We start from the raw sequence: 17,202 nt of genomic DNA, 5'->3' as shown, positions 1-17,202 counted from the left end.
TGGTTTCATGCCTCAGAATGACCTGACCTCGGTCACCCCTGCCCAGAACGCGGACAGCGCTGCGTCGCCGCGTCCCCGCAAGGTCCCTCGCATCATCGTCCTGGGTGGCGGCTCTGTCGGTCTGTACTCGGCCCGCCGCCTCCGCAAGAAGCTCGGCAAGCGCGAGGCGGCCATCGTCGTCGTCGACCCGCGCCCGTACATGACGTACGCGCCCTTCCTGCCGGAGGCCGCCGCCGGGTCGATCGACGCGCGCGACGTCGTCGCGCCCCACCGCCGTGCGCTCAAGGGCGTCGACGTGCTCCAGGGCAAGGTCGTCGAGATCGACCACGCCGGGCGCAACATCACGATCCACCCGGAGGAGGGCGACGACTACTCGGTCTCCTACGACCACCTGATCGTCGGCCTCGGCTCGGTCTCGCGCACGCTGCCCATCCCGGGCCTCGCGGAGAACGCGATCGGCTTCAAGAACGTCGAAGAGGCCATCGCGGTCCGCAACCACGTCATCAACCGGATGGACGTCGCGTCGTCCACCTGGGACCAGGACATGCGCAAGCGCATGCTCACGTTCGCCTTCATCGGCGGCGGCTTCGCCGGCATGGAGGCGATCGCCGAGATCGAGGACATGGCGCGCTACGCGACCCGCAACTACCCGACGATCAACCCCGAGGACCTGCGCTTCGTGATGATCGAGGGCTCGGGACGCATCCTGCCCGAGGTCTCCGAGCCCATGGGCCTCTACGCGCTCGAAGAGCTCAAGAAGCGTGGCATCGAGTTCCACCTCAACACGTTCCTGTCGTCGTGCGTCGACGGTCACGTCGTCACCTCGACGGGCGTCGAGTTCGACACCGACACGATCGTGTGGACCGCGGGCGTCAAGGCGAACCCGGTCCTCAAGGAGAGCTCGGACCTGCCGGTCGACAAGCTCGGCCGCGTGATCGTGCTCCCGACGCTCCAGGTCGCGGACGAGGACGGCAACGTCATCCCCGACGCCTGGGCCGCGGGCGACTGCGCCGCCGTCCCGGACCTGCTGAACCCCGGCAAGTTCTGCCCGCCGAACGCTCAGCACGCGATCCGTGAGGCCACGCGCCTCGCTGACAACCTGGTCGCGGTGCTGCACAGCGACGAGCCCGTCGAGTACAAGCACAAGAGCGTCGGTACGGTCGCCTCGCTCGGCCTGTACAAGGGTGTCGCGGAGCTGTTCGGCATCTTCAAGCTCAAGGGCTTCCTGGCCTGGGCCATGCACCGCAGCTACCACGTGATGGCGATGCCCACGGGCAACCGCAAGATCCGCATCGCGATCGGCTGGATGGGCCAGTTCCTCATGGGCCGCGAGCTCGTCTCGCTCGGTTCGCTGCACGACCCGCGCGCGGAGTTCCGCCAGGCGTCCGTGCCGCCCAAGGCTGCGGGCGAGCCCGTCAAGCAGGAGGCCGTGTCGTCGGCCGCCGAGGCCGAGTCGGGCGGCGGCGAGGCGAAGTCCTCCGAGGCTGCTCCCACCGAGGCCGCGGGCACCGAGGCGGGCCACGGTCCCGCGAAGAAGGCGACCAAGAAGGCCGCGACCAAGGCCTGAGTCACCCGCACGTCAGCACGTCCAGAGGGCGGTCCCGGAAGGGGCCGCCCTCTCGGCGTTCCCGGGCTGGACCGGCTGATTCCCGGGGCGGCCTCGGCCGGGGCGCGTGCCCCACCCGTGTACCTGTGGCCGCGGGATCCCCTGCCGTGCGCGGCGGCGCGCACAATGGACGGGTGAGCACTCGCATGGTCGACGACCTGCGGTCCCGGGCGGGCCGTGCCCTGTTCGAGCGTGTCGCGGGGCCGGACGGCCCGGCCGAGCGCTCCCGGATCCACGACACCCCGGGCCCGCGCTGGTTCGCACCGGACTCGGCGATCGCGCGCGTCCACGGCGACGCGTCGATGTTCGTGGGCGGGCTGCGGGCCCTGCTGCTCCAGTCGTTGCACCCGCTCGCCATGGCGGCGGTCGCGGCGCACTCGGGGTACCGGGGCGACCCGTGGGGTCGCCTGGCCCGCACGAGCACTTTCCTCGCGGTCACGACCTTCGGGACGGTCGAGCACGCGCAGCAGGCGATCGACGTGGTCCGCTCGGTGCACGTCCGCGTGCGCGGCACAGCTTCTGACGGACGCCCGTACGCGGCCGACGACCCCTGGCTGCTGCGCTGGGTCCACGTGGCCGAGGCCGACAGCTTCCTCGCCGCGCACCAGCGCTACGGCGAGCGTCCGCTCGACGCCGCGGGCTGCGACGAGTACCTGGCCCAGGCCGCGACGATCGCGGACCGGCTCGGGGCCGTGGACCCGCCGCGCTCGCGCGCCGAGCTGGCGCGGGCCTTCGAGGAGTTCCGCCCACAGCTCGCCAGGACCACCGAGTCCGACGACGTCGCTCGCTTCCTGCTGTCCGAGCCGCCTCTCCCGTTCCTCGCCCGGGGCCCGTATGCGGCGCTGGGAGCGGCCTCGGTCGCGTCGTTGCCCCCGTGGTCACGACGCATGATCCCGGTGCGGTGGCCGATGCGGGGCGAGTCGGTGCTCGTCCGCGCCGGTGGCCGGACGGTCACGAAGGCGATCCGCTGGGCGCTCGCGGGGTCGTAGCCGGACGAGTCGGGCTGCTTCGGCCGAGCCACGCTGCGCCGCTGCCGGCGGGGACAGCCGCGCCGGACGGGCGCTCCGGTCGACCGGGCCGTCGCCGGGATATCCTCACCCAGGCCCCTATAGCCCAATCGGCAGAGGCAGCCGACTTAAAATCGGCGCAGTCTGGGTTCGAGTCCCAGTGGGGGCACTTCGGAGTTCGTATGGCAGGATCCTCCCCATGAACATCCCCCCGAAGGGCTGTGCCGCGTAGGCCCCCATCGCAGGTTCGAGCGCATCGAACCATGCCTCGGCGATCCGATCGCCTGAAGAAGGACGGCCGCTTGTCCGGCTCGGTCCACTCAGCCATCGCACGGCTGGAATCTCGTCGTTTCTGGCCCAACGCGTTGTCCGCTGACCTCGCCCTCCTGGAGACGGTCGCGCGCCAGGGGAGGTGGCCGTCGGACTGTTGCGGATGCAGCCCCGACGTCTACCAAGGACGCATCGACCTCGAGCGCGCCGCCCATGCCATGCCACGAGGCCCTGCCCGCGAGCTCCGGCGTCTGCTCGCGTCCCTCGATGCCAGGATCCTGGCGAGCGGCGCCTTCGTGGTCGAGCCACCTGCGAGCGGATGGTGGACCGTGCCGCCCGACCGTCGCTGGTGGTTCGAACGGTGATCGCAGCGGGCCGTCCACCGCTGGCACTATGACAACCCCGTCGGCCCGTCCGGCTCCGGGGCCTCGGCGGCCTCCTGGCCGAGGGACACCTGGTTCCCGTCGGGGTCCAGCACGCGGGCGACGCGTTCGCCCCACGGCTGGTCCTCGGGCGGCGAGACCACGACGACCCCGGCTGCGGCCAGGTGCGACACGGCCTGGTCGCAGTCGTCGACCGTGACCCACAGGTGCGTGTGCCCGACGTCGGCGCTCTCGCGGTCGACCCCGATCCCCAGCGACGCGTCGCCCACGGCGACCGAGACGTAGACGGGGGGACCGTCAGCGGGGAACTGGTACGTCACGGTGCCGCGCAGGAGGTCGCGGTAGAAGACGAGCGCCCGGTCGAGGTCGGTCGTGGTGAGGATGGGGAAGAGCGTGCGGAACATCGGTGGGCCGCCTCTCGCGAAGGTCACCTCGGAGTCGTTCCCACGTTACGCCAGCAGCAGACGAGCCACTCCTGCGGGCATCCCGGGCGTGGGTCGGCGCTAGGTTGAGGGGACGAGGGCCGCCGAGCCCGCGACCGCGACGAAGGAGCACGCGATGGCAGCCGCAGGCCAGGTGGTGCTCTTCGAGCGCCGGACCGCCGAACCGTTGCTGCGCCACGTCGTGGGCGGGATCCTGCGGGCAGAGCGCACCGAGCAGGCGCGCACGCTGCTCGACGTCGCCCTCGCGGCGCAGGTCTCGACCGCGTACCTCTCGGAGGTCGAGCGCGGCCGCAAGGAGGCGTCCTCGGAGGTGCTCGCCGCGATCTGCCGCGCGCTCGGCCTGCGCGTGGTCGACCTGCTGGCGCGCAGCCAGGACGAGTTCGACGCCGAGGCGAACCGCCGTGCGGGCGTCGAGCGCCGCAGCCTCACCTCGCGGCCGCGTGCCGCGCGCGACCTCCACGCGCTGGGTCCGGCTCCCGCCAGGACGGCGTCGTCACGCCAGAGCGTGTCCACGACGACGGTCCTGCTGCTCGCGGCCTGATCGCCTCGGCTCACCCCGTCCACCGCGCCGTCCCCGGCCGGGCCCGCCTCGTCCCCTCGCCCCGCGGGCCGCGCGCTCCGGCGAGCCACCGATTCCGCCGAGGGTGAATCGCCCCCTCCCGCGCGGCGATCTGTCCGTTTCGCCGCGCGCCCGCGTCCGGTCGGTGGTGTGCTGAACGGATGTCGCAGACGAACCCGGCCCCGACCCTCCAGGACCTCGTCGACCGAGCCGTGATCCTCTCGACCGAGCACCAGGCGCACTTCGCCGAGCTGGGTGGCGAGTCGGCGTGGGACGCCGACCTCGAGGCGGGCACGCTCACGTTCCACAGCGAGATCCCGCTGGTGTGCGGGGCGCACTTCCTGGGCACCGCGGCCCCGGGGACGCAGAGCTGGTTGTGGGGCTGGCACAACGTGAACAACTTCCCCGAGGGCGTCGTGGCCGCGGCCGAGCACGTCCACCAGCGCGGGGTCTCGGGAGGGATCTTCGAGCTGAGCACGGCCGAGATCCTCCTGACCGACGCGGTCCCGTACCGGCTCGCGCTCGCGGCCAAGGCCGTCACGGGCCACTTCACGCACTTCGCGGCTCCCACGGGCGGCGGGACGTGCGCGTGGTTCCTGCTGACCCACCCGCGGTTCGAGCTCCCGCCGGCCTCGGTCCCGCGGGTCCTGCGCGTGATCCCGGAGGGGATCGGCAGCACGACGGTCGCCGACCACCGCCGCGCGGTGCGCGCGTACGCGGTCCTGCGCGGCCTCGACATCCGGTGGCTCGACGAGCAGACGGCTGTGGTCGGTGCGTCCGACGGCGAGGTGGCGGTCGCGTTCGACGGTCACGGTCGCCTGACGAACCTGTCCGCGACGCTCACGGCCGCCCCGGAGCCGGAGCCCGCGCCGGCGCCGCCGCCCGAGCGGCCCGAGCGCCGTGGCTGGTTCGGCCGCAAGAAGTAGCCTTCCCTCCGCCCGTCCTGCTCACCGCGCGGGCGACCCGGGCGCGGGAGGTGAGCGACGTCGTCGGGCAGGGGGACCACCGTGCCCGACGGCGCCACGCACCTACGCCGCGACCGGCAGCTTGCGCGAGGTCACCACGGCGTCGGCGAGCCCGTACTCCACGGCCTGGTGGGCCGTGAAGATGCGGTCACGGTCGGTGTCGGCACGCAGCCGCTCGACGGTCTGGCCAGTGTGCCGTGCGAGGACGAGCTCGGTCTCCGCGCGCAGGCGCAGGATCTCCTGGGCCTGGAGCGTCAGGTCGGAGATGGTGCCCTCGGCGCCGCCCGAGGGCTGGTGCAGCAGGACCCGCGAGTGCTCGAGCACGAACCGCTTGCCGGGCGTCCCCGCGGCGAGCAGCACCGCGGCGGCCGACGCGGCCTGACCCATGCAGATCGTCGAGACGTCCGAGCGGATGAACTGCAGGGTGTCGTAGATGGCCATGAGCGCCGTGATCGACCCGCCGGGGGAGTTGATGTAGAGGCCGATCTCCTGGTCGGGGGCGTCCGACTCGAGGTGCAGGAGCTGGGCCATGACGACGTTGGCGACGCCGTCGTCGATCTCTGTTCCGAGGAAGATGATGCGCTCCGAGAGGAGGCGGCTGAAGACGTCGAACGCGCGCTCGCCGAGCGGGGTGCGCTCGACGACCGTCGGGATCGTGTAGGTGGACATCAGAGGCCGACCTTCCGGGAGTGGGCGGTGGGGCGGACGTCGTCGACCGACGTGACGACGTGGTCGACCATGCCGTAGGCGAGGGCCTGCTCGGCCGTGAACCAGCGGTCGCGGTCGCTGTCGGCCGTGACGGTCTCGGTGGTCTGGCCCGTGTGCTCGGCCGTGAGCCGGTGCATGAGTCCCTTGGTGTACTCGAGGTTCTCGGCCTGGATCGCGATGTCCACGGCCGTCCCCCCGATCCCGGCGGACGGCTGGTGCATCATGATGCGCGCGTGGGGGAGCGAGTAGCGCTTGCCCGCGGTGCCCGTGCACAGCAGGAACTGGCCCATGCTCGCGGCGAAGCCCATCGCGAGCGTGCTGACGTCGTTGGGGACGAGCTGGATGGTGTCGTAGATCGCGAGCCCCGCGCTCACCGAGCCGCCGGGCGAGTTGATGTAGAGCGCGATGTCGGCGCGCGGGTCCTCGGCCGAGAGCAGCAGGATCTGCGCGCACACGCGGTTCGCGACGGCGTCGTCGACGGCGGTGCCGAGGACCACGATGCGCTGGTGCAGCAGGCGCGACGCGAGCTGGTCGTCGAAGGGGGAGCTGGGCGGCGGGGCCGCCTCGGTCCGCAGGAGCGGTGGCTGGTTCGTCATGCCTCGACCATCTCGCGGGGGAGGAGGGCGAGGTCGGGGTATCTGCCGAGGGCGGATCTGCCGACGGCAGACGGGATCCGCGGTGCGACGACGCACCGCGGGATCCGGTCAGACCATCGAGCGGCCCTCGTGCAGACGAGCGGCGAGCTGTGCCCGGTCGTCCGCGGCGGCGTCGAGCCCGGTGCGGCGGGCGAGCCGCAGCGCGTGCGAGGCTGCGCGGCGCTCGCCCCAGGTCGTGAGCCGGGCGCCCGTGACGACGAGGAACCGGTCGCTCGGGCGCAGCGCGCGCAGGGACGGTGAACGGAGGTCGGCGTGGGTCGGTGCGTAGGTGCTCATGAGGGGTTCTCCTTGCCGTTGATCAGGGGGAACGCGTTGAAGTGGACCTGGACGGGGCGGGCCCCGGGGGTGTCCTGCTGACCGGCGAACCGGTCGAGGACCGTGTCGCTGAAGCGCTGCCACTCGGCCTGCACCTCGGCGAGCTGCTCCTTGGTGAGCCACATGTTGATCGTGGCGAGCGTCGCGCCCGAGTCGAGCCACGCGCGGTCGAGGGTGCGGGCGTTGTCGAGGAAGTCCATGATCTTGCGCTGACGCATGGCCTCGAACTCGCGGTTGACCGCCAGCGTCGCGACGACGGCGCCTTGGTTGCCGTCGCCCGCCGCGGCCTCGTCGTCGGGCAGCTCGATGGTGAACCCGCCGGGCGCCCGCTCCCACCAGCGCTCGCGGGCGGTGCCACGGCCCGGGACCTCCTGGACGAACCCGTGACGCTCGAGCTGGCGCAGGTGGTAGCTCGTGGCGCCGCTCGACTCGCCGAGCAGCTCGGCCAGACCGCTCGCTGTCAGTGCGCTGTGGTGCCCCAGGAGATCGAGGATCTGGATCCGCAACGGGTGCGACAGCGCCTTGAGCGCGTCAGGGCCGACGGGCCGCTGAGTGCGGGGCTCGGGTGCCTGCTCGGGTTCGTGGTTCGTGGGCATGACACCACCGTAGCGATGCAAAGATCTCTTTGCAAGAGTTTCTTTGCAAGAAGTTCTTTGGAACCGGTGGTGGTGGCGTGGCGCGGTGGTCTGCGGGGTACGGAGCGTTGCGCCACGCCAAGCGGGCGGGGGGCCTCAGTCCGTGGCCCTGCGTCCGCCGCGCTTGTAGGCGTCCAGGTCGTCGTTGAGCCGTTCGAGCAGCTCGCCCAGCAGTGCCCTGTCCAGGCGTGACCAGTCGGCCAGGACCTCGGCGTAGAGCTCGGTGCGCATCTCGCGGTGCCGGGCCAGCTCGTCGACGCCCTGCGGCGTGGCCTCGACCAGGACGGCGCGCCCGTCCGCAGGGTCGCGCGTGCGGCGGGCGAGGCCGGCCCTCTCCATCGCGACGACCTGCCGGGTCACGGTCGAGGCGTCGAGGCCCAGGTGGTCGGCAAGGGTGTTGACGTTCTGGGCCCCGTCGACGAGGAGGTCGTGGAGCAGGAGGTAGGCCGACCTGTCGAGGGTGCCACTCGGCGGCCCCCCGGCCCGGACCGACTTGGCCCGTCCCGCGGCCGTGGTCCGTTCGGCGCGCCGCAGGAGCTGGGCGAGCTCGAGCTCGATGGTCGAGAGCACCTCGCGCGCGGCCGGATCGGGCGCCCCGGTGCTGCCGTCGGCGAGGCGATCCGCAGAACTGTTACCCCGAGCAACTGTCATGGGTGTATTCTACAGGTAGTTATCTGCATGATGCAGGTAAATCCCGGCGGAGCCCCAGCGGCCCGCGCACCAGCACCCACCAGACCCCGGGGGACGTGTGTCCAGAACCACCAGGAACGAGCCCAACAAGACCGCGATCTACGCGACCGCCCTCACGGCCTTCTTCGCGATCGCCGGTATCGCCGTGGTCGACCCGATCCTGCCGATCATCGGCCAGGAGATCGGCGCGACCACCTGGCAGATCGAGCTGCTCTTCACCGCGTACATCGCCGTCATGGCGATCGGCATGATCCCGGCCGTCCTGGCGACGGGCAGGTTCGGCTACAAGAAGGTCCTCGGCGCGGGCGTGAGCCTGGTCGCGGTCGCGGCGATCCTCGCCGCCCTCTCGCAGAGCATCGGCCAGCTCGCCGCGCTGCGCGGGCTGTGGGGCCTGGGCAACGCGATGTTCTTCGCGACCGCGATGGTCCTGCTCGTCTCCTTGGCCAACGACCGCGAGTGGGTCGTGGGCCTGTTCGAGACGTGCGTGGGCCTGGGCTTCGCGGTGGGCCCGCTCATCGGCGGGCTGCTGGGCCAGTTCAGCTGGCGCATCCCGTTCCTCGCGTGCGGCCTGTTCATGATCGTCGCGCTCGCGCTGTCGATCACGCGCCTCAAGGACCCGGCCGAGAAGCCCGCGCCTCTCCACGTGGGGCAGGTCTTCGCGCTCTTCCGCAAGCCCGGCTTCCGGGCGCTGTGCATCGTGACCGCGGCCTACAACTTCGTGTTCTTCATCATCCTGGGCTACACGCCCGTGTTCCTGGGGCTCGACGTCATCCCGCTCGGCCTCGTCTTCACGGCGTGGGGCATCGGGCTCGCGTTCGGCATCCTGGTCGTCGGCCATCGGCTCGCGCACGCGGTCGGCGCGGTCCAGACCATGGGGATCGCGGTCGGTGGCGTGCTCCTGGCCACCGTGGCCCTCGCGCTCGACCTCGGCACGGCCTGGTCGGTCGTCGTCCTGGTGGTCGCGGGCGTGTTCATGGGCATCGCCAACGCGAACCTGACCGACCTCTCGCTCGCGCTCGGCAGCCCAGACCGCCGTGTGACCACGGGCGCCTTCAACCTGGTCCGGTGGGGCTTCGCCGCCCCGGCGCCCGTGATCGCGGGCCTGCTCCACCCGGTCGGCCTCACGGTCCCGTACTGGGTCGGCGCGGGCGTGCTCCTCGTCGGGGTCGTCGCGTTCCTCGCGACGGCTCACCAGATGGCGGGCGAGCTGGGGGAGTCGGTCCTGTGGTCGCGCTGGAACCGCCGGGCCCGGGCCGTCGAGGGGACGCCCGAGGAAGCGCTCGGCGAGATCTGAGCGGGTGGTGGGCGGCGCCGTCGGGCCGGGCGGAACCTCCCGTCCGCGATGCCCGACGGCGCCGCTCGCCCCTCGCCTACGCCTCGCCCGGGCCGGACGAGCCGGGGGCCTCGTGCTCGTGCGCGCCGTCCTCGCGCACGACGCGCAGCAGCCCGGCGAGCCCGGCCTGGAGACCTTCGAGCTCGGCGATCGTGAGCCGTGCGAGGGTCTCGGGCCCGGCGGGCCCGTCGTTGGCGACGATGCTGCGCACGGCCTCGGCCCCGCGCTCGGTCGCGGCGACGAGGCGGACGCGTCCGTCCTCGGGGTCGGGGCGCCGGGACGCCATGCCGGCGGCCTCGAGCCGGTCGACGATCCCGGAGATCGTCGCCGGGCTCACGCCCAGGACCTCGCCGAGGTGGGTCGTGCTGCGCTCGCCGTCGATGAGCAGGATCCCCAGCGCGCGCATCTGCTGGGCGGTCAGGTGCGTGCGCATGAGCGGCTCGAGACGCCGTGCGAGCACGAGCTCCTGCAGGGTGCTCTGCGCCTCGACGAGCTCGTGCTCGAGCCGGGCGCGGTGGGGGTCGGGGGACGGGGTCACGCGGCAGACTCTAGCGGAGGCACCACGCGCGTCCTGGCCCTGCGAGACCTCGTGACCTGCGGTTTCCCGGCTGCTGGGACGCGGGAACTTCTCGGAATTGCTTAGCGTTAGGCTAACGACCCCGCGACGACGACGTCGTGACAATCCACCGTGCCCTGGAGGCCCCGTGTTCCGTCTCGCCCGAACGTCGCTGGCGAACCGCGCCGTCGTCGCGCTCGCCACGATCGCGATAGCCGTGTTCGGCGTCGTCAGCATGGGATCGCTCAAGCAGGAGCTCATCCCGAGCTTGCAGATCCCCACCGCCGCCGTCGTCGCCGTGTACCCCGGGTCCGCCCCCGCGATCGTCGAGCAGCAGGTCACGACTCCCCTCGAGACCGCTGCGCGGGGTGTCGACGGCGTCGAGGACGTCACGTCGAGCTCCTCGACCGGCATGTCCGTGACGACCGTGCAGTTCACGTACGGCACCGACATGGACCTCGCGGCCCAGCAGCTCCAGACCGCGGTCACGCGCGTGAGCAGCCAGCTGCCCGCCGACGTGGACCCGACCGTCGTGACCGGCTCGGTCGACGACCTCCCCGTGATCCAGCTCGCCGTCTCGGGCGGGGCCGACGAGGCCGCGCTCGCGGAGACGGTCAACGGTGTCGTGGTCCCCGCCCTCGAAGAGGTCGCGGACGTGCGCAGCGTCGCGGTCAGCGGCGTCGCCGACCAGCAGGTCACGATCGACCTCGACGTCGCGGCCCTCGCCGCAGCGGGCCTGAGCCCGGCCCAGGTCACCACGATCCTCCAGGACAACGGCGTGGTCGTCCCGGCCGGGACGGTCGCCGCGGGCGACCGCACCCTGTCCGTCCAGGTCGGCTCGGCCATCACGAGCGCCGACGACCTGGTCAACCTGCCCCTGGTCGTCTCTCCCTCGGCAGCAGGCCCGACGACGCCCGCCGGCCCGAGCGCTCCCGTGACCCTGGGCGACGTCGCGACCGTGACCGTGGGCCCCCAGCCCGCGACCTCCTACTCGCGCCTCGACGGCGAGCCCGCGCTCGCCGTGGCGATCACCAAGACCCCGGCCGGCAACACGGTCGAGGTCTCGCACGCGATCCAGACCGCGATCGACGACATGGACGGTGCCCTCGAGGCGAGCGACGTGCGCGTCGAGGTCGTGTTCGACCAGGCCCCGTTCATCGAGGAGTCCATCGAGGGCCTCGCGACCGAGGGCCTGCTCGGCCTCGTGTTCGCGGTCGTCGTGATCCTGCTGTTCCTCGCGTCCCTGCGCTCGACCCTGGTCTCGGCCGTCTCGATCCCGCTGTCCCTGTTCGTCACGTTCATCGTCATGAACGCGACCGGGTACACCCTGAACATCCTGACCCTCGGGGCCATGACGGTCGCGATCGGGCGCGTGGTCGACGACTCGATCGTCGTGATCGAGAACATCAAGAGACACCTGTCCTACGGCGAGAAGAAGACCACCGCGATCCTCACCGCGGTCAAGGAGGTCGGCGGCGCCATCACCGCATCGACGGTCTGCACCGTCGCGGTCTTCCTGCCCATCGCGCTGGTCGGCGGCATGGTCGGCGAGCTGTTCCGTCCGTTCGCCATGACGGTCGCGATCGCCATGACCGCGTCGCTGCTCGTCGCCCTGACGATCGTCCCCGTCCTGGCCTACTGGTTCATCAAGGCCCCCGCGGTGCCGGCCGACCCCGAGCAGGCCCGCATCGTCGCCGAGCAGGCGCGCGAGGCGGCCGAGCTCAAGGAGCGCCGCGGGCTGTGGCAGCGCGGCTACCTGCCGACGCTCAACGCCGCACTGCGCCACCCCGCCATCACGCTGACCGTCGCGGTCGCGGTCCTCGCGGGCACGGTCGCGCTCGTGCCGCGCCTCGAGACCAACTTCCTGGGCGACTCCGGCCAGGACACCCTCACGGTCACCGAGTCCTTCGCCCCGGGCACGTCGCTCGAGACCCAGGACGCCGCGGCCCGCGAGGTCGAGCAGGCGCTCATGGACCTCGACTCGGTCGACACCGTCCAGACGACGGTCGGCACCGCGGGCGGCCCCGAGGCCGCGTTCTTCGGCGGCGGCGGGTCGCCGCAGGCCACGTTCTCCCTGACCCTCGCGGCCGACGCCGACGGCGTCGAGGCGCAGCAGGAGGTCCGCGACGCGGTCGCGGACCTGGGCGGCGAGGACTCCGAGGGCATCACGGTCGCGGGTGCGGACGCCGCGTTCGGCAGCTCGACCGTCGACCTCGTGGTGCGCGCCCCCGACACCGAGACGCTGGCCGCCGCGGCGGACCAGGTCCAGCAGGTCGCCGAGGACACCGAGGGGGCCTCCGAGGTCACCAACAACCTCGCGAGCGCCCAGTCCACGATCCAGGTGACCGTCGACCGCGACGCCGCGGCCGCCGTCGGGCTCACCGAGACGCAGGTCGCCGGGACCGTCGCGAGCCTCATGTCCCCGGCCCCCGTGGGGAGCGTGAACCTGGGTGACGGGCCCGTGCAGGTGCGCGTCGCCGTCGGGCAGGCTCCTGCCACGGTCGACGAGCTCGAGGCGCTCGTGGTGCCCACGGCCGCGGGCGTCGTCCCGCTCACCCAGATCGCGAGCATCGACGAGGTCGACGTGCCCACGTCGATCTCCCGGGTCAACGGCGAGCGCAGCGCGACCATCGCGGTCACGCCCGCCGGCCAGGACCTCGGCACGCTGACCACGGCCCTCACGGCCGCGATCGAGGACCTCGACCTGCCGGGCGGGGCGACCGTCGAGCTCGGCGGCGTCGCGACCCAGCAGGCCGACGCGTTCGCCGACCTGGGCCTCGCGCTGCTGGTCGCGATCGCGATCGTCTACCTCGTCATGGTCGCGACCTTCCGCAGCCTGCTGCAGCCGTTCATCCTGCTCGTGTCGATCCCCTTCGCCGCGACCGGTGCGCTGCTCCTGCTGCTCGCCACGGGCACTCCGCTCGGGGTGCCCGCGCTCATCGGCATGCTCATGCTGGTGGGGATCGTGGTCTCGAACGCGATCGTCCTCATCGACCTCATCAACCAGTACCGCGAGCAGGGCCGCGGGCTGGACGAGGCCGTGCTCGAGGGCTCGCGCCAGCGCCTGCGCCCCATCGTCATGACGGCCGCGGCGACGATCTTCGCGCTCACGCCCATGGCGATCGGCATCACGGGCGGCGGCTCGTTCATCTCGCAGCCGCTCGCGCTCGTCGTGATCGGCGGGCTCCTGACGTCGACGCTGCTCACGCTCGTCGTGGTGCCCGTGCTCTACACGATCGCCGAGCGTGCGGGCGAGAAGCGCGCCGCCCGGCGCGCCGCGAAGCGTGAGGCCGAGGCCGCGGAGCTCGTCGACAGGAGCACGGCGAAGCCGGAGGCCGAGCCCGCGGTCTGACCCCCCGGGGCAACTGCCCGCGGGCCCGCCGCGCGCGGGCCCAGCACTCCCAGGCCCGCCCGTCCGGAAGGACGGGCGGGCCTCGGCGTGTCCTCAGTCGTCGGCGGTCACGAGCACGGGCGCGAGCGCCTCGTCGAGCCAGTCGAAGACCCGCTGCTCGGTCAGGGCGCGTGCGAGGGGCTGACAGTGCAGGTTCGCCCCCTCGGCCGCGGTGAACCGCACGAGCGTCGCGACGTCGGGCGCGAGCCGCACGAGCTCGTCGGACTGGCCCGGCCAGAACTGCTCGCCCTCGGGGGCCGTGACGAGCAGGGGAGTGGTGATGCGTGCGGCGACGTCCCGCAGGTCGTACTTCTGGACCTCGCGGAGAGTGGCGGCGTACCCCTCGACCCCGTAGGGGCGGGAGCGGAACCGCCAGGTGGCCGCAGTGGATTTCGACAGGCGCAGGCCCATGTCCATGTCCCGGTCGAACGCGTGGTCCTTGCCCTCGTCGAGGAGCTTGAGGAGCGTCTTCGGCATCGTCCGGGTCCAGGAGGCCGCGACCTCGACGACCCCGGGATCGACGACGGCCGCGGCAGGACGGTGCTCGAACGCCAGCGCGCGCGGCACCCAGTAGCCCCCCTGGCTCGACCCGTAGACCGCGATCCGTGCGGCATCGACGTCGTGGCGGTCCACGAGCGCGTCGAGCACGGGGGTCAGGACCGCCTCGAAGTCGTGGCGGAACGGCACCTGGTGCTCGAACAGCATCGACTGCTGACCCGGTCCGTCGAACACGAAGGCGTGGTACCCGCGGCGCAGCGCGCCCGCCACGCACGCCGTCCACATCGAGGTCAGCGAGCCGTCGGACCCGTTGACCGCGACGAGCAGCGAGCGCGGGGGGACCCGCCCCGGGTCGGCGGCGATCGCTGCGGTGGACGCGGCGTCGGACGCGCTGAAGAAGTACCCGGGCAGCGTCGTGCCCTCGTACGGGACGTCGATGCGCTCGACGACGAGCCCGCTCGTCCCGACCCACCGGTCCCACGCGTCGCGATGCTTGCGGAACGTGGGCAGGAGCAGGCTGTCGTCCTCGAGCGCGGCCACCGCGTCGACCGCGACCGCGTAGTACGCCGACGCCCGCAGGAACGCGGCGGCGGCGCTCGCGTCGTGCCCGGCGGCCGCCGCGTCCGTGGCGATCCCGGCGACCCGGTCGCCGAGATCGTGCCACGCGTCGAACCATCCCCTGTGGTCCTTGTCGCGCACGTGCGCGACGGCAGCGAGCACCTCGCCCACGTCGGCGGCCCCGCTCGAGGCGCCGCCGAGGACGGTCCGGATCTCGTAGTCGCGGTCGTGGTCGCCGGAGAACCCGGCGTCGAACGGGTCGTGGTGGGCTGGCATGGCGATCCTCTTCCGCGACGTGCAGGGACGGAGCCGACGGGCGTCGGGCCCCTTCCGACGATCCTCCCGATCCCACCGGCCCACCACCCGGCCCGACGGCGTCGCTCAGCTCGGGCGCGCCACGCCCGTCTCGTACGCCAGGACCACGGCCTGGACGCGGTCGCGCAGACCGAGCTTGCCCAGCACCCGCCCGACGTGGGTCTTGACCGTGGCCTCGGAGACCACGAAGCGCGCCGCGATCTCGGCGTTCGACAGTCCCTCGCCCAGCGCGGCGAAGACCTCGAGCTCGCGTGCGGTCAGCTCCCGGAGGCGCGGGTCGTCGACACCGTGCCCCGGGCCGGCAGCCCCCTGGGCGTGCGCGTCCTCGGGCAGGTAGCCCGCGAACATCTCGAGCATCCGGCGCGTGACCCGCGGCGAGACGGCGGCGTCGCCGCTCGCGACGTTGCGGATCGCGCCGACCAGCTCGGCGGGCCGGGCGTCCTTGAGGAGGAACCCGCTCGCACCCACGCGCAGCGCCGCGAACGCGTACTCGTCGAGGTCGAACGTCGTGAGGATGATGACCCGGCTCGCGGGGAGCTCGGCGACGATCCGCTCGGTCGCGTCGATCCCGTTGACACCGGGCATGCGTACGTCCATGAGGATCACGTCGGGGCGCAGGGCCGTGGCCTGGGCGAACGCGGTCTCGCCGTCGCTCGCCTCGCCGACCACCTCGATGTCGTCCTCGGCGGCCAGGATCATGCGGAAGCCCATGCGCAGCAGCGACTGGTCGTCGACGAGCAGGACCCGGACCGGGTGCGCGGCGTCGTGCGGCACGGCGCCCTCGGCACCACCCGGACGCTCCGCGGGCGGGAGGCTCACAGCGCGACCCCCGTGCCGCCGTCGGGCCGGGACGCCTGGTCGCTCCCCGTGCGGTCGAGGCGCAGCCTCGCCACGACCTCCCAGCCCGAGCCCGTGGGACCGGCCGTGACCGTCCCCCCGTAGACGGCCGCACGTTCGCGCATCCCGATGATCCCTCTTCCTGTGCCGATGGGTTGGTCGCCCGCGATGCCCGCGGGCAGCGGGCGGGCGTCCGCGCCGTCCCGGGCCGTCCCGCCCGGTGCGCGGCCCGCCTTGTTGGTGACCGTGATCTCGAGCCAGTCTCCACCGTCGGGTGCGCCCGCGTCACGCCGGGCGATCTCCACCACGACCATGGGCGTCAGGGGCGCGTAGCGCAGCACGTTGGTCAGCGACTCCTGCACGATCCGGTGCGCGGCCTGGCGCAGGCCCGGGTCGGGGTCCGGCTGGACGCCGACCCGCACGAGCCGCACGGGCAGGCCCGCGTGCCGGAAGCGTTCTGCGATGTCCTCCATGGTCGGGACGTCGGCGGTCGGGGAGAGCGGGGCGACCGAGCCGTCGGGGTCGCGCAGGACCCCCAGGACCCGGCGCATGTCGGCGAGCGCGGCCCGGCCCGTCTCGGTCAGCTCGTCGAGCGCCTGGCCCGCGAGCTCGGGGTCCTTGGCGCCCAGGGCCTTGGCGCCGTCGGCGAGCGCGACCATGACGGTCAGGCTGTGCGCGACGACGTCGTGCATCTCGCGCGAGATCCTCGCGCGCTCGGCCGCGGCCGCGAGCTGGGCCTGCTGGTCGCGGTCGCGTGCGATCGCGTTGGCGCGCCCCACGAGGTCCGCGACGTGCTGACGCCGCCCGCGCACGCTCGACCCGATCGCGATGCCCAGCAGCGCGAACGTGAGCGTGATCGCGACGGCCGCGACCCGGGCTCCCGTGACCTCGCCGCTGCCCACCTCGGCGCGCACGATGGCCCCGGACTCGCTCACCGCGAAGTCGTACCAGATCATCTCCGCGGCACACACGGTCAGGACCAGCGCGCCCAGCACGCTCCACGCCACGGCGGGGCGGTACGTCGTCGCGACCGCGTAGATCGCGAACGCGACCGCGAGCTCGAAGCCCGCAGAGTCGCCGCTGAGGGCGATCGTGAGGACCGCGAGGACCCCGATGACCGCGGCGGTCAGGAGCGGGTTGCGGCGGCGCCACAGCAGCACCGCGCCGCCCGCGAGCGTCGCGGCGGCGACGCCGTAGCGTGCGTGCTCGGGCGGCAGCAGGGTCGTCAGCAGGCCGGGGACGGTGAACCAGGCCGCGACGAACCAGTCCATGACGACCGGGTGACGCACGAAGTACCGGCGGACCGGCCCGAGCTTGCGCGCGTCGAGCTCGGTGAAGACCGCGATGCTGCCCGAGCGCGGCCGGGTGGAGGGCTTGGGTGCCTTGCCGGCACCGGGGACGCCGGGCGCCCCGGGACGCACGGCGCCCGACGCCGGACCACGGGTCTCGTGGTCCGGCGCCGGGCTGTGCGCGGCGC

Annotated in this window: 17 protein-coding genes and 1 tRNA gene; 8 read left to right on the top strand and 10 right to left on the bottom strand. The window is 72.8% G+C overall.

Features of this window, described 5'->3' with window-relative positions; all coding sequences use genetic code 11:
- Positions 1-7: 7 nt before the first annotated feature.
- The 4 genes from ACIPWA_RS06275 (at position 8) to ACIPWA_RS06260 (ending at position 3,248) form a co-directional block, all read left to right on the top strand.
- A complete protein-coding gene (locus tag ACIPWA_RS06275) occupies positions 8-1,567 on the top strand; it encodes an NAD(P)/FAD-dependent oxidoreductase (RefSeq protein ID WP_400288854.1) in 1,560 nt (519 codons plus the stop codon).
- Positions 1,568-1,740: 173 nt separating this feature from the next.
- Positions 1,741-2,595 (top strand): oxygenase MpaB family protein, encoded by an 855-nt coding sequence (locus ACIPWA_RS06270; protein WP_400288851.1) that lies wholly within the window; start codon positions 1,741-1,743, stop codon positions 2,593-2,595.
- Between the two features lie 113 nt (positions 2,596-2,708).
- A tRNA-Leu gene (locus ACIPWA_RS06265) sits at positions 2,709-2,782 on the top strand.
- A gap of 196 nt (positions 2,783-2,978) precedes the next feature.
- On the top strand, positions 2,979-3,248 hold the full coding sequence (locus ACIPWA_RS06260) for a hypothetical protein (RefSeq protein ID WP_400288848.1): 270 nt from the start codon (positions 2,979-2,981) through the stop codon (positions 3,246-3,248).
- Positions 3,249-3,274: 26 nt separating this feature from the next.
- On the opposite strand, the gene ACIPWA_RS06255 is transcribed toward ACIPWA_RS06260, so the two are convergent.
- Positions 3,275-3,670, bottom strand: coding sequence for a VOC family protein (locus ACIPWA_RS06255; RefSeq protein WP_400288845.1), 396 nt, complete (start codon positions 3,668-3,670; stop codon positions 3,275-3,277).
- A gap of 154 nt (positions 3,671-3,824) precedes the next feature.
- On the opposite strand from ACIPWA_RS06255, the gene ACIPWA_RS06250 reads away from it, so the two are divergent.
- Together ACIPWA_RS06250 and ACIPWA_RS06245 are read left to right on the top strand one after the other, a co-directional pair.
- Positions 3,825-4,250, top strand: coding sequence for a helix-turn-helix domain-containing protein (locus ACIPWA_RS06250; protein ID WP_082608448.1), 426 nt, complete (start codon positions 3,825-3,827; stop codon positions 4,248-4,250).
- Between the two features lie 179 nt (positions 4,251-4,429).
- The gene (locus ACIPWA_RS06245) at positions 4,430-5,194 is read left to right on the top strand and encodes a DUF6882 domain-containing protein (RefSeq protein WP_400288841.1); all 765 of its coding nucleotides are present in this window, start codon (positions 4,430-4,432) and stop codon (positions 5,192-5,194) included.
- A 102-nt stretch (positions 5,195-5,296) separates the two neighbouring features.
- On the opposite strand, the gene ACIPWA_RS06240 is transcribed toward ACIPWA_RS06245, so the two are convergent.
- From ACIPWA_RS06240 to ACIPWA_RS06220, 5 genes are all read right to left on the bottom strand, one after another.
- On the bottom strand, positions 5,297-5,902 hold the full coding sequence (locus tag ACIPWA_RS06240) for an ATP-dependent Clp protease proteolytic subunit (RefSeq protein ID WP_056645763.1): 606 nt from the start codon (positions 5,900-5,902) through the stop codon (positions 5,297-5,299).
- On the bottom strand, positions 5,902-6,537 hold the full coding sequence (locus tag ACIPWA_RS06235; protein WP_056645766.1) for a ClpP family protease: 636 nt from the start codon (positions 6,535-6,537) through the stop codon (positions 5,902-5,904). Before ACIPWA_RS06235 ends, ACIPWA_RS06240 begins: the two co-directional genes overlap by 1 nt.
- Before the next feature lie 108 nt (positions 6,538-6,645).
- Positions 6,646-6,873: a hypothetical protein gene (locus tag ACIPWA_RS06230; RefSeq protein ID WP_068624377.1), complete on the bottom strand. Its 228-nt coding sequence runs from the start codon at positions 6,871-6,873 to the stop codon at positions 6,646-6,648.
- The gene (locus ACIPWA_RS06225) at positions 6,870-7,508 is read right to left on the bottom strand and encodes an ArsR/SmtB family transcription factor (RefSeq protein WP_082848739.1); all 639 of its coding nucleotides are present in this window, start codon (positions 7,506-7,508) and stop codon (positions 6,870-6,872) included. The genes ACIPWA_RS06230 and ACIPWA_RS06225 overlap by 4 nt, the downstream gene beginning before the upstream one ends.
- A gap of 135 nt (positions 7,509-7,643) precedes the next feature.
- Positions 7,644-8,198, bottom strand: a complete 555-nt coding sequence (locus ACIPWA_RS06220; protein ID WP_082848738.1) for a MarR family winged helix-turn-helix transcriptional regulator — start codon at positions 8,196-8,198, stop codon at positions 7,644-7,646.
- A 97-nt stretch (positions 8,199-8,295) separates the two neighbouring features.
- On the opposite strand from ACIPWA_RS06220, the gene ACIPWA_RS06215 reads away from it, so the two are divergent.
- The gene (locus tag ACIPWA_RS06215) at positions 8,296-9,531 is read left to right on the top strand and encodes an MFS transporter (RefSeq protein WP_056645780.1); all 1,236 of its coding nucleotides are present in this window, start codon (positions 8,296-8,298) and stop codon (positions 9,529-9,531) included.
- Positions 9,532-9,607: 76 nt separating this feature from the next.
- On the opposite strand, the gene ACIPWA_RS06210 is transcribed toward ACIPWA_RS06215, so the two are convergent.
- Entirely contained in the window at positions 9,608-10,108 is a 501-nt protein-coding gene (locus ACIPWA_RS06210; RefSeq protein ID WP_056645783.1) for a MarR family winged helix-turn-helix transcriptional regulator, read from the bottom strand.
- Positions 10,109-10,274: 166 nt separating this feature from the next.
- On the opposite strand from ACIPWA_RS06210, the gene ACIPWA_RS06205 reads away from it, so the two are divergent.
- A complete protein-coding gene (locus ACIPWA_RS06205) occupies positions 10,275-13,478 on the top strand; it encodes an efflux RND transporter permease subunit (protein ID WP_400288836.1) in 3,204 nt (1,067 codons plus the stop codon).
- A gap of 93 nt (positions 13,479-13,571) precedes the next feature.
- On the opposite strand, the gene ACIPWA_RS06200 is transcribed toward ACIPWA_RS06205, so the two are convergent.
- From ACIPWA_RS06200 to ACIPWA_RS06190, 3 genes are all read right to left on the bottom strand, one after another.
- Positions 13,572-14,849, bottom strand: coding sequence for an alpha/beta hydrolase family protein (locus ACIPWA_RS06200; RefSeq protein WP_400288834.1), 1,278 nt, complete (start codon positions 14,847-14,849; stop codon positions 13,572-13,574).
- Positions 14,850-14,954: 105 nt separating this feature from the next.
- On the bottom strand, positions 14,955-15,599 hold the full coding sequence (locus ACIPWA_RS06195) for a response regulator (RefSeq protein WP_197486996.1): 645 nt from the start codon (positions 15,597-15,599) through the stop codon (positions 14,955-14,957).
- A gap of 104 nt (positions 15,600-15,703) precedes the next feature.
- A complete protein-coding gene (locus ACIPWA_RS06190) occupies positions 15,704-17,146 on the bottom strand; it encodes a sensor histidine kinase (RefSeq protein WP_068624384.1) in 1,443 nt (480 codons plus the stop codon).
- Between the last annotated feature and the right edge of the window lie 56 nt (positions 17,147-17,202).

The organism is Oerskovia enterophila, from assembly GCF_044748475.1.
In the GTDB taxonomy this organism is placed as follows: domain Bacteria; phylum Actinomycetota; class Actinomycetes; order Actinomycetales; family Cellulomonadaceae; genus Oerskovia; species Oerskovia enterophila.
This window is presented reverse-complemented; position numbering and strand designations above follow the sequence as displayed.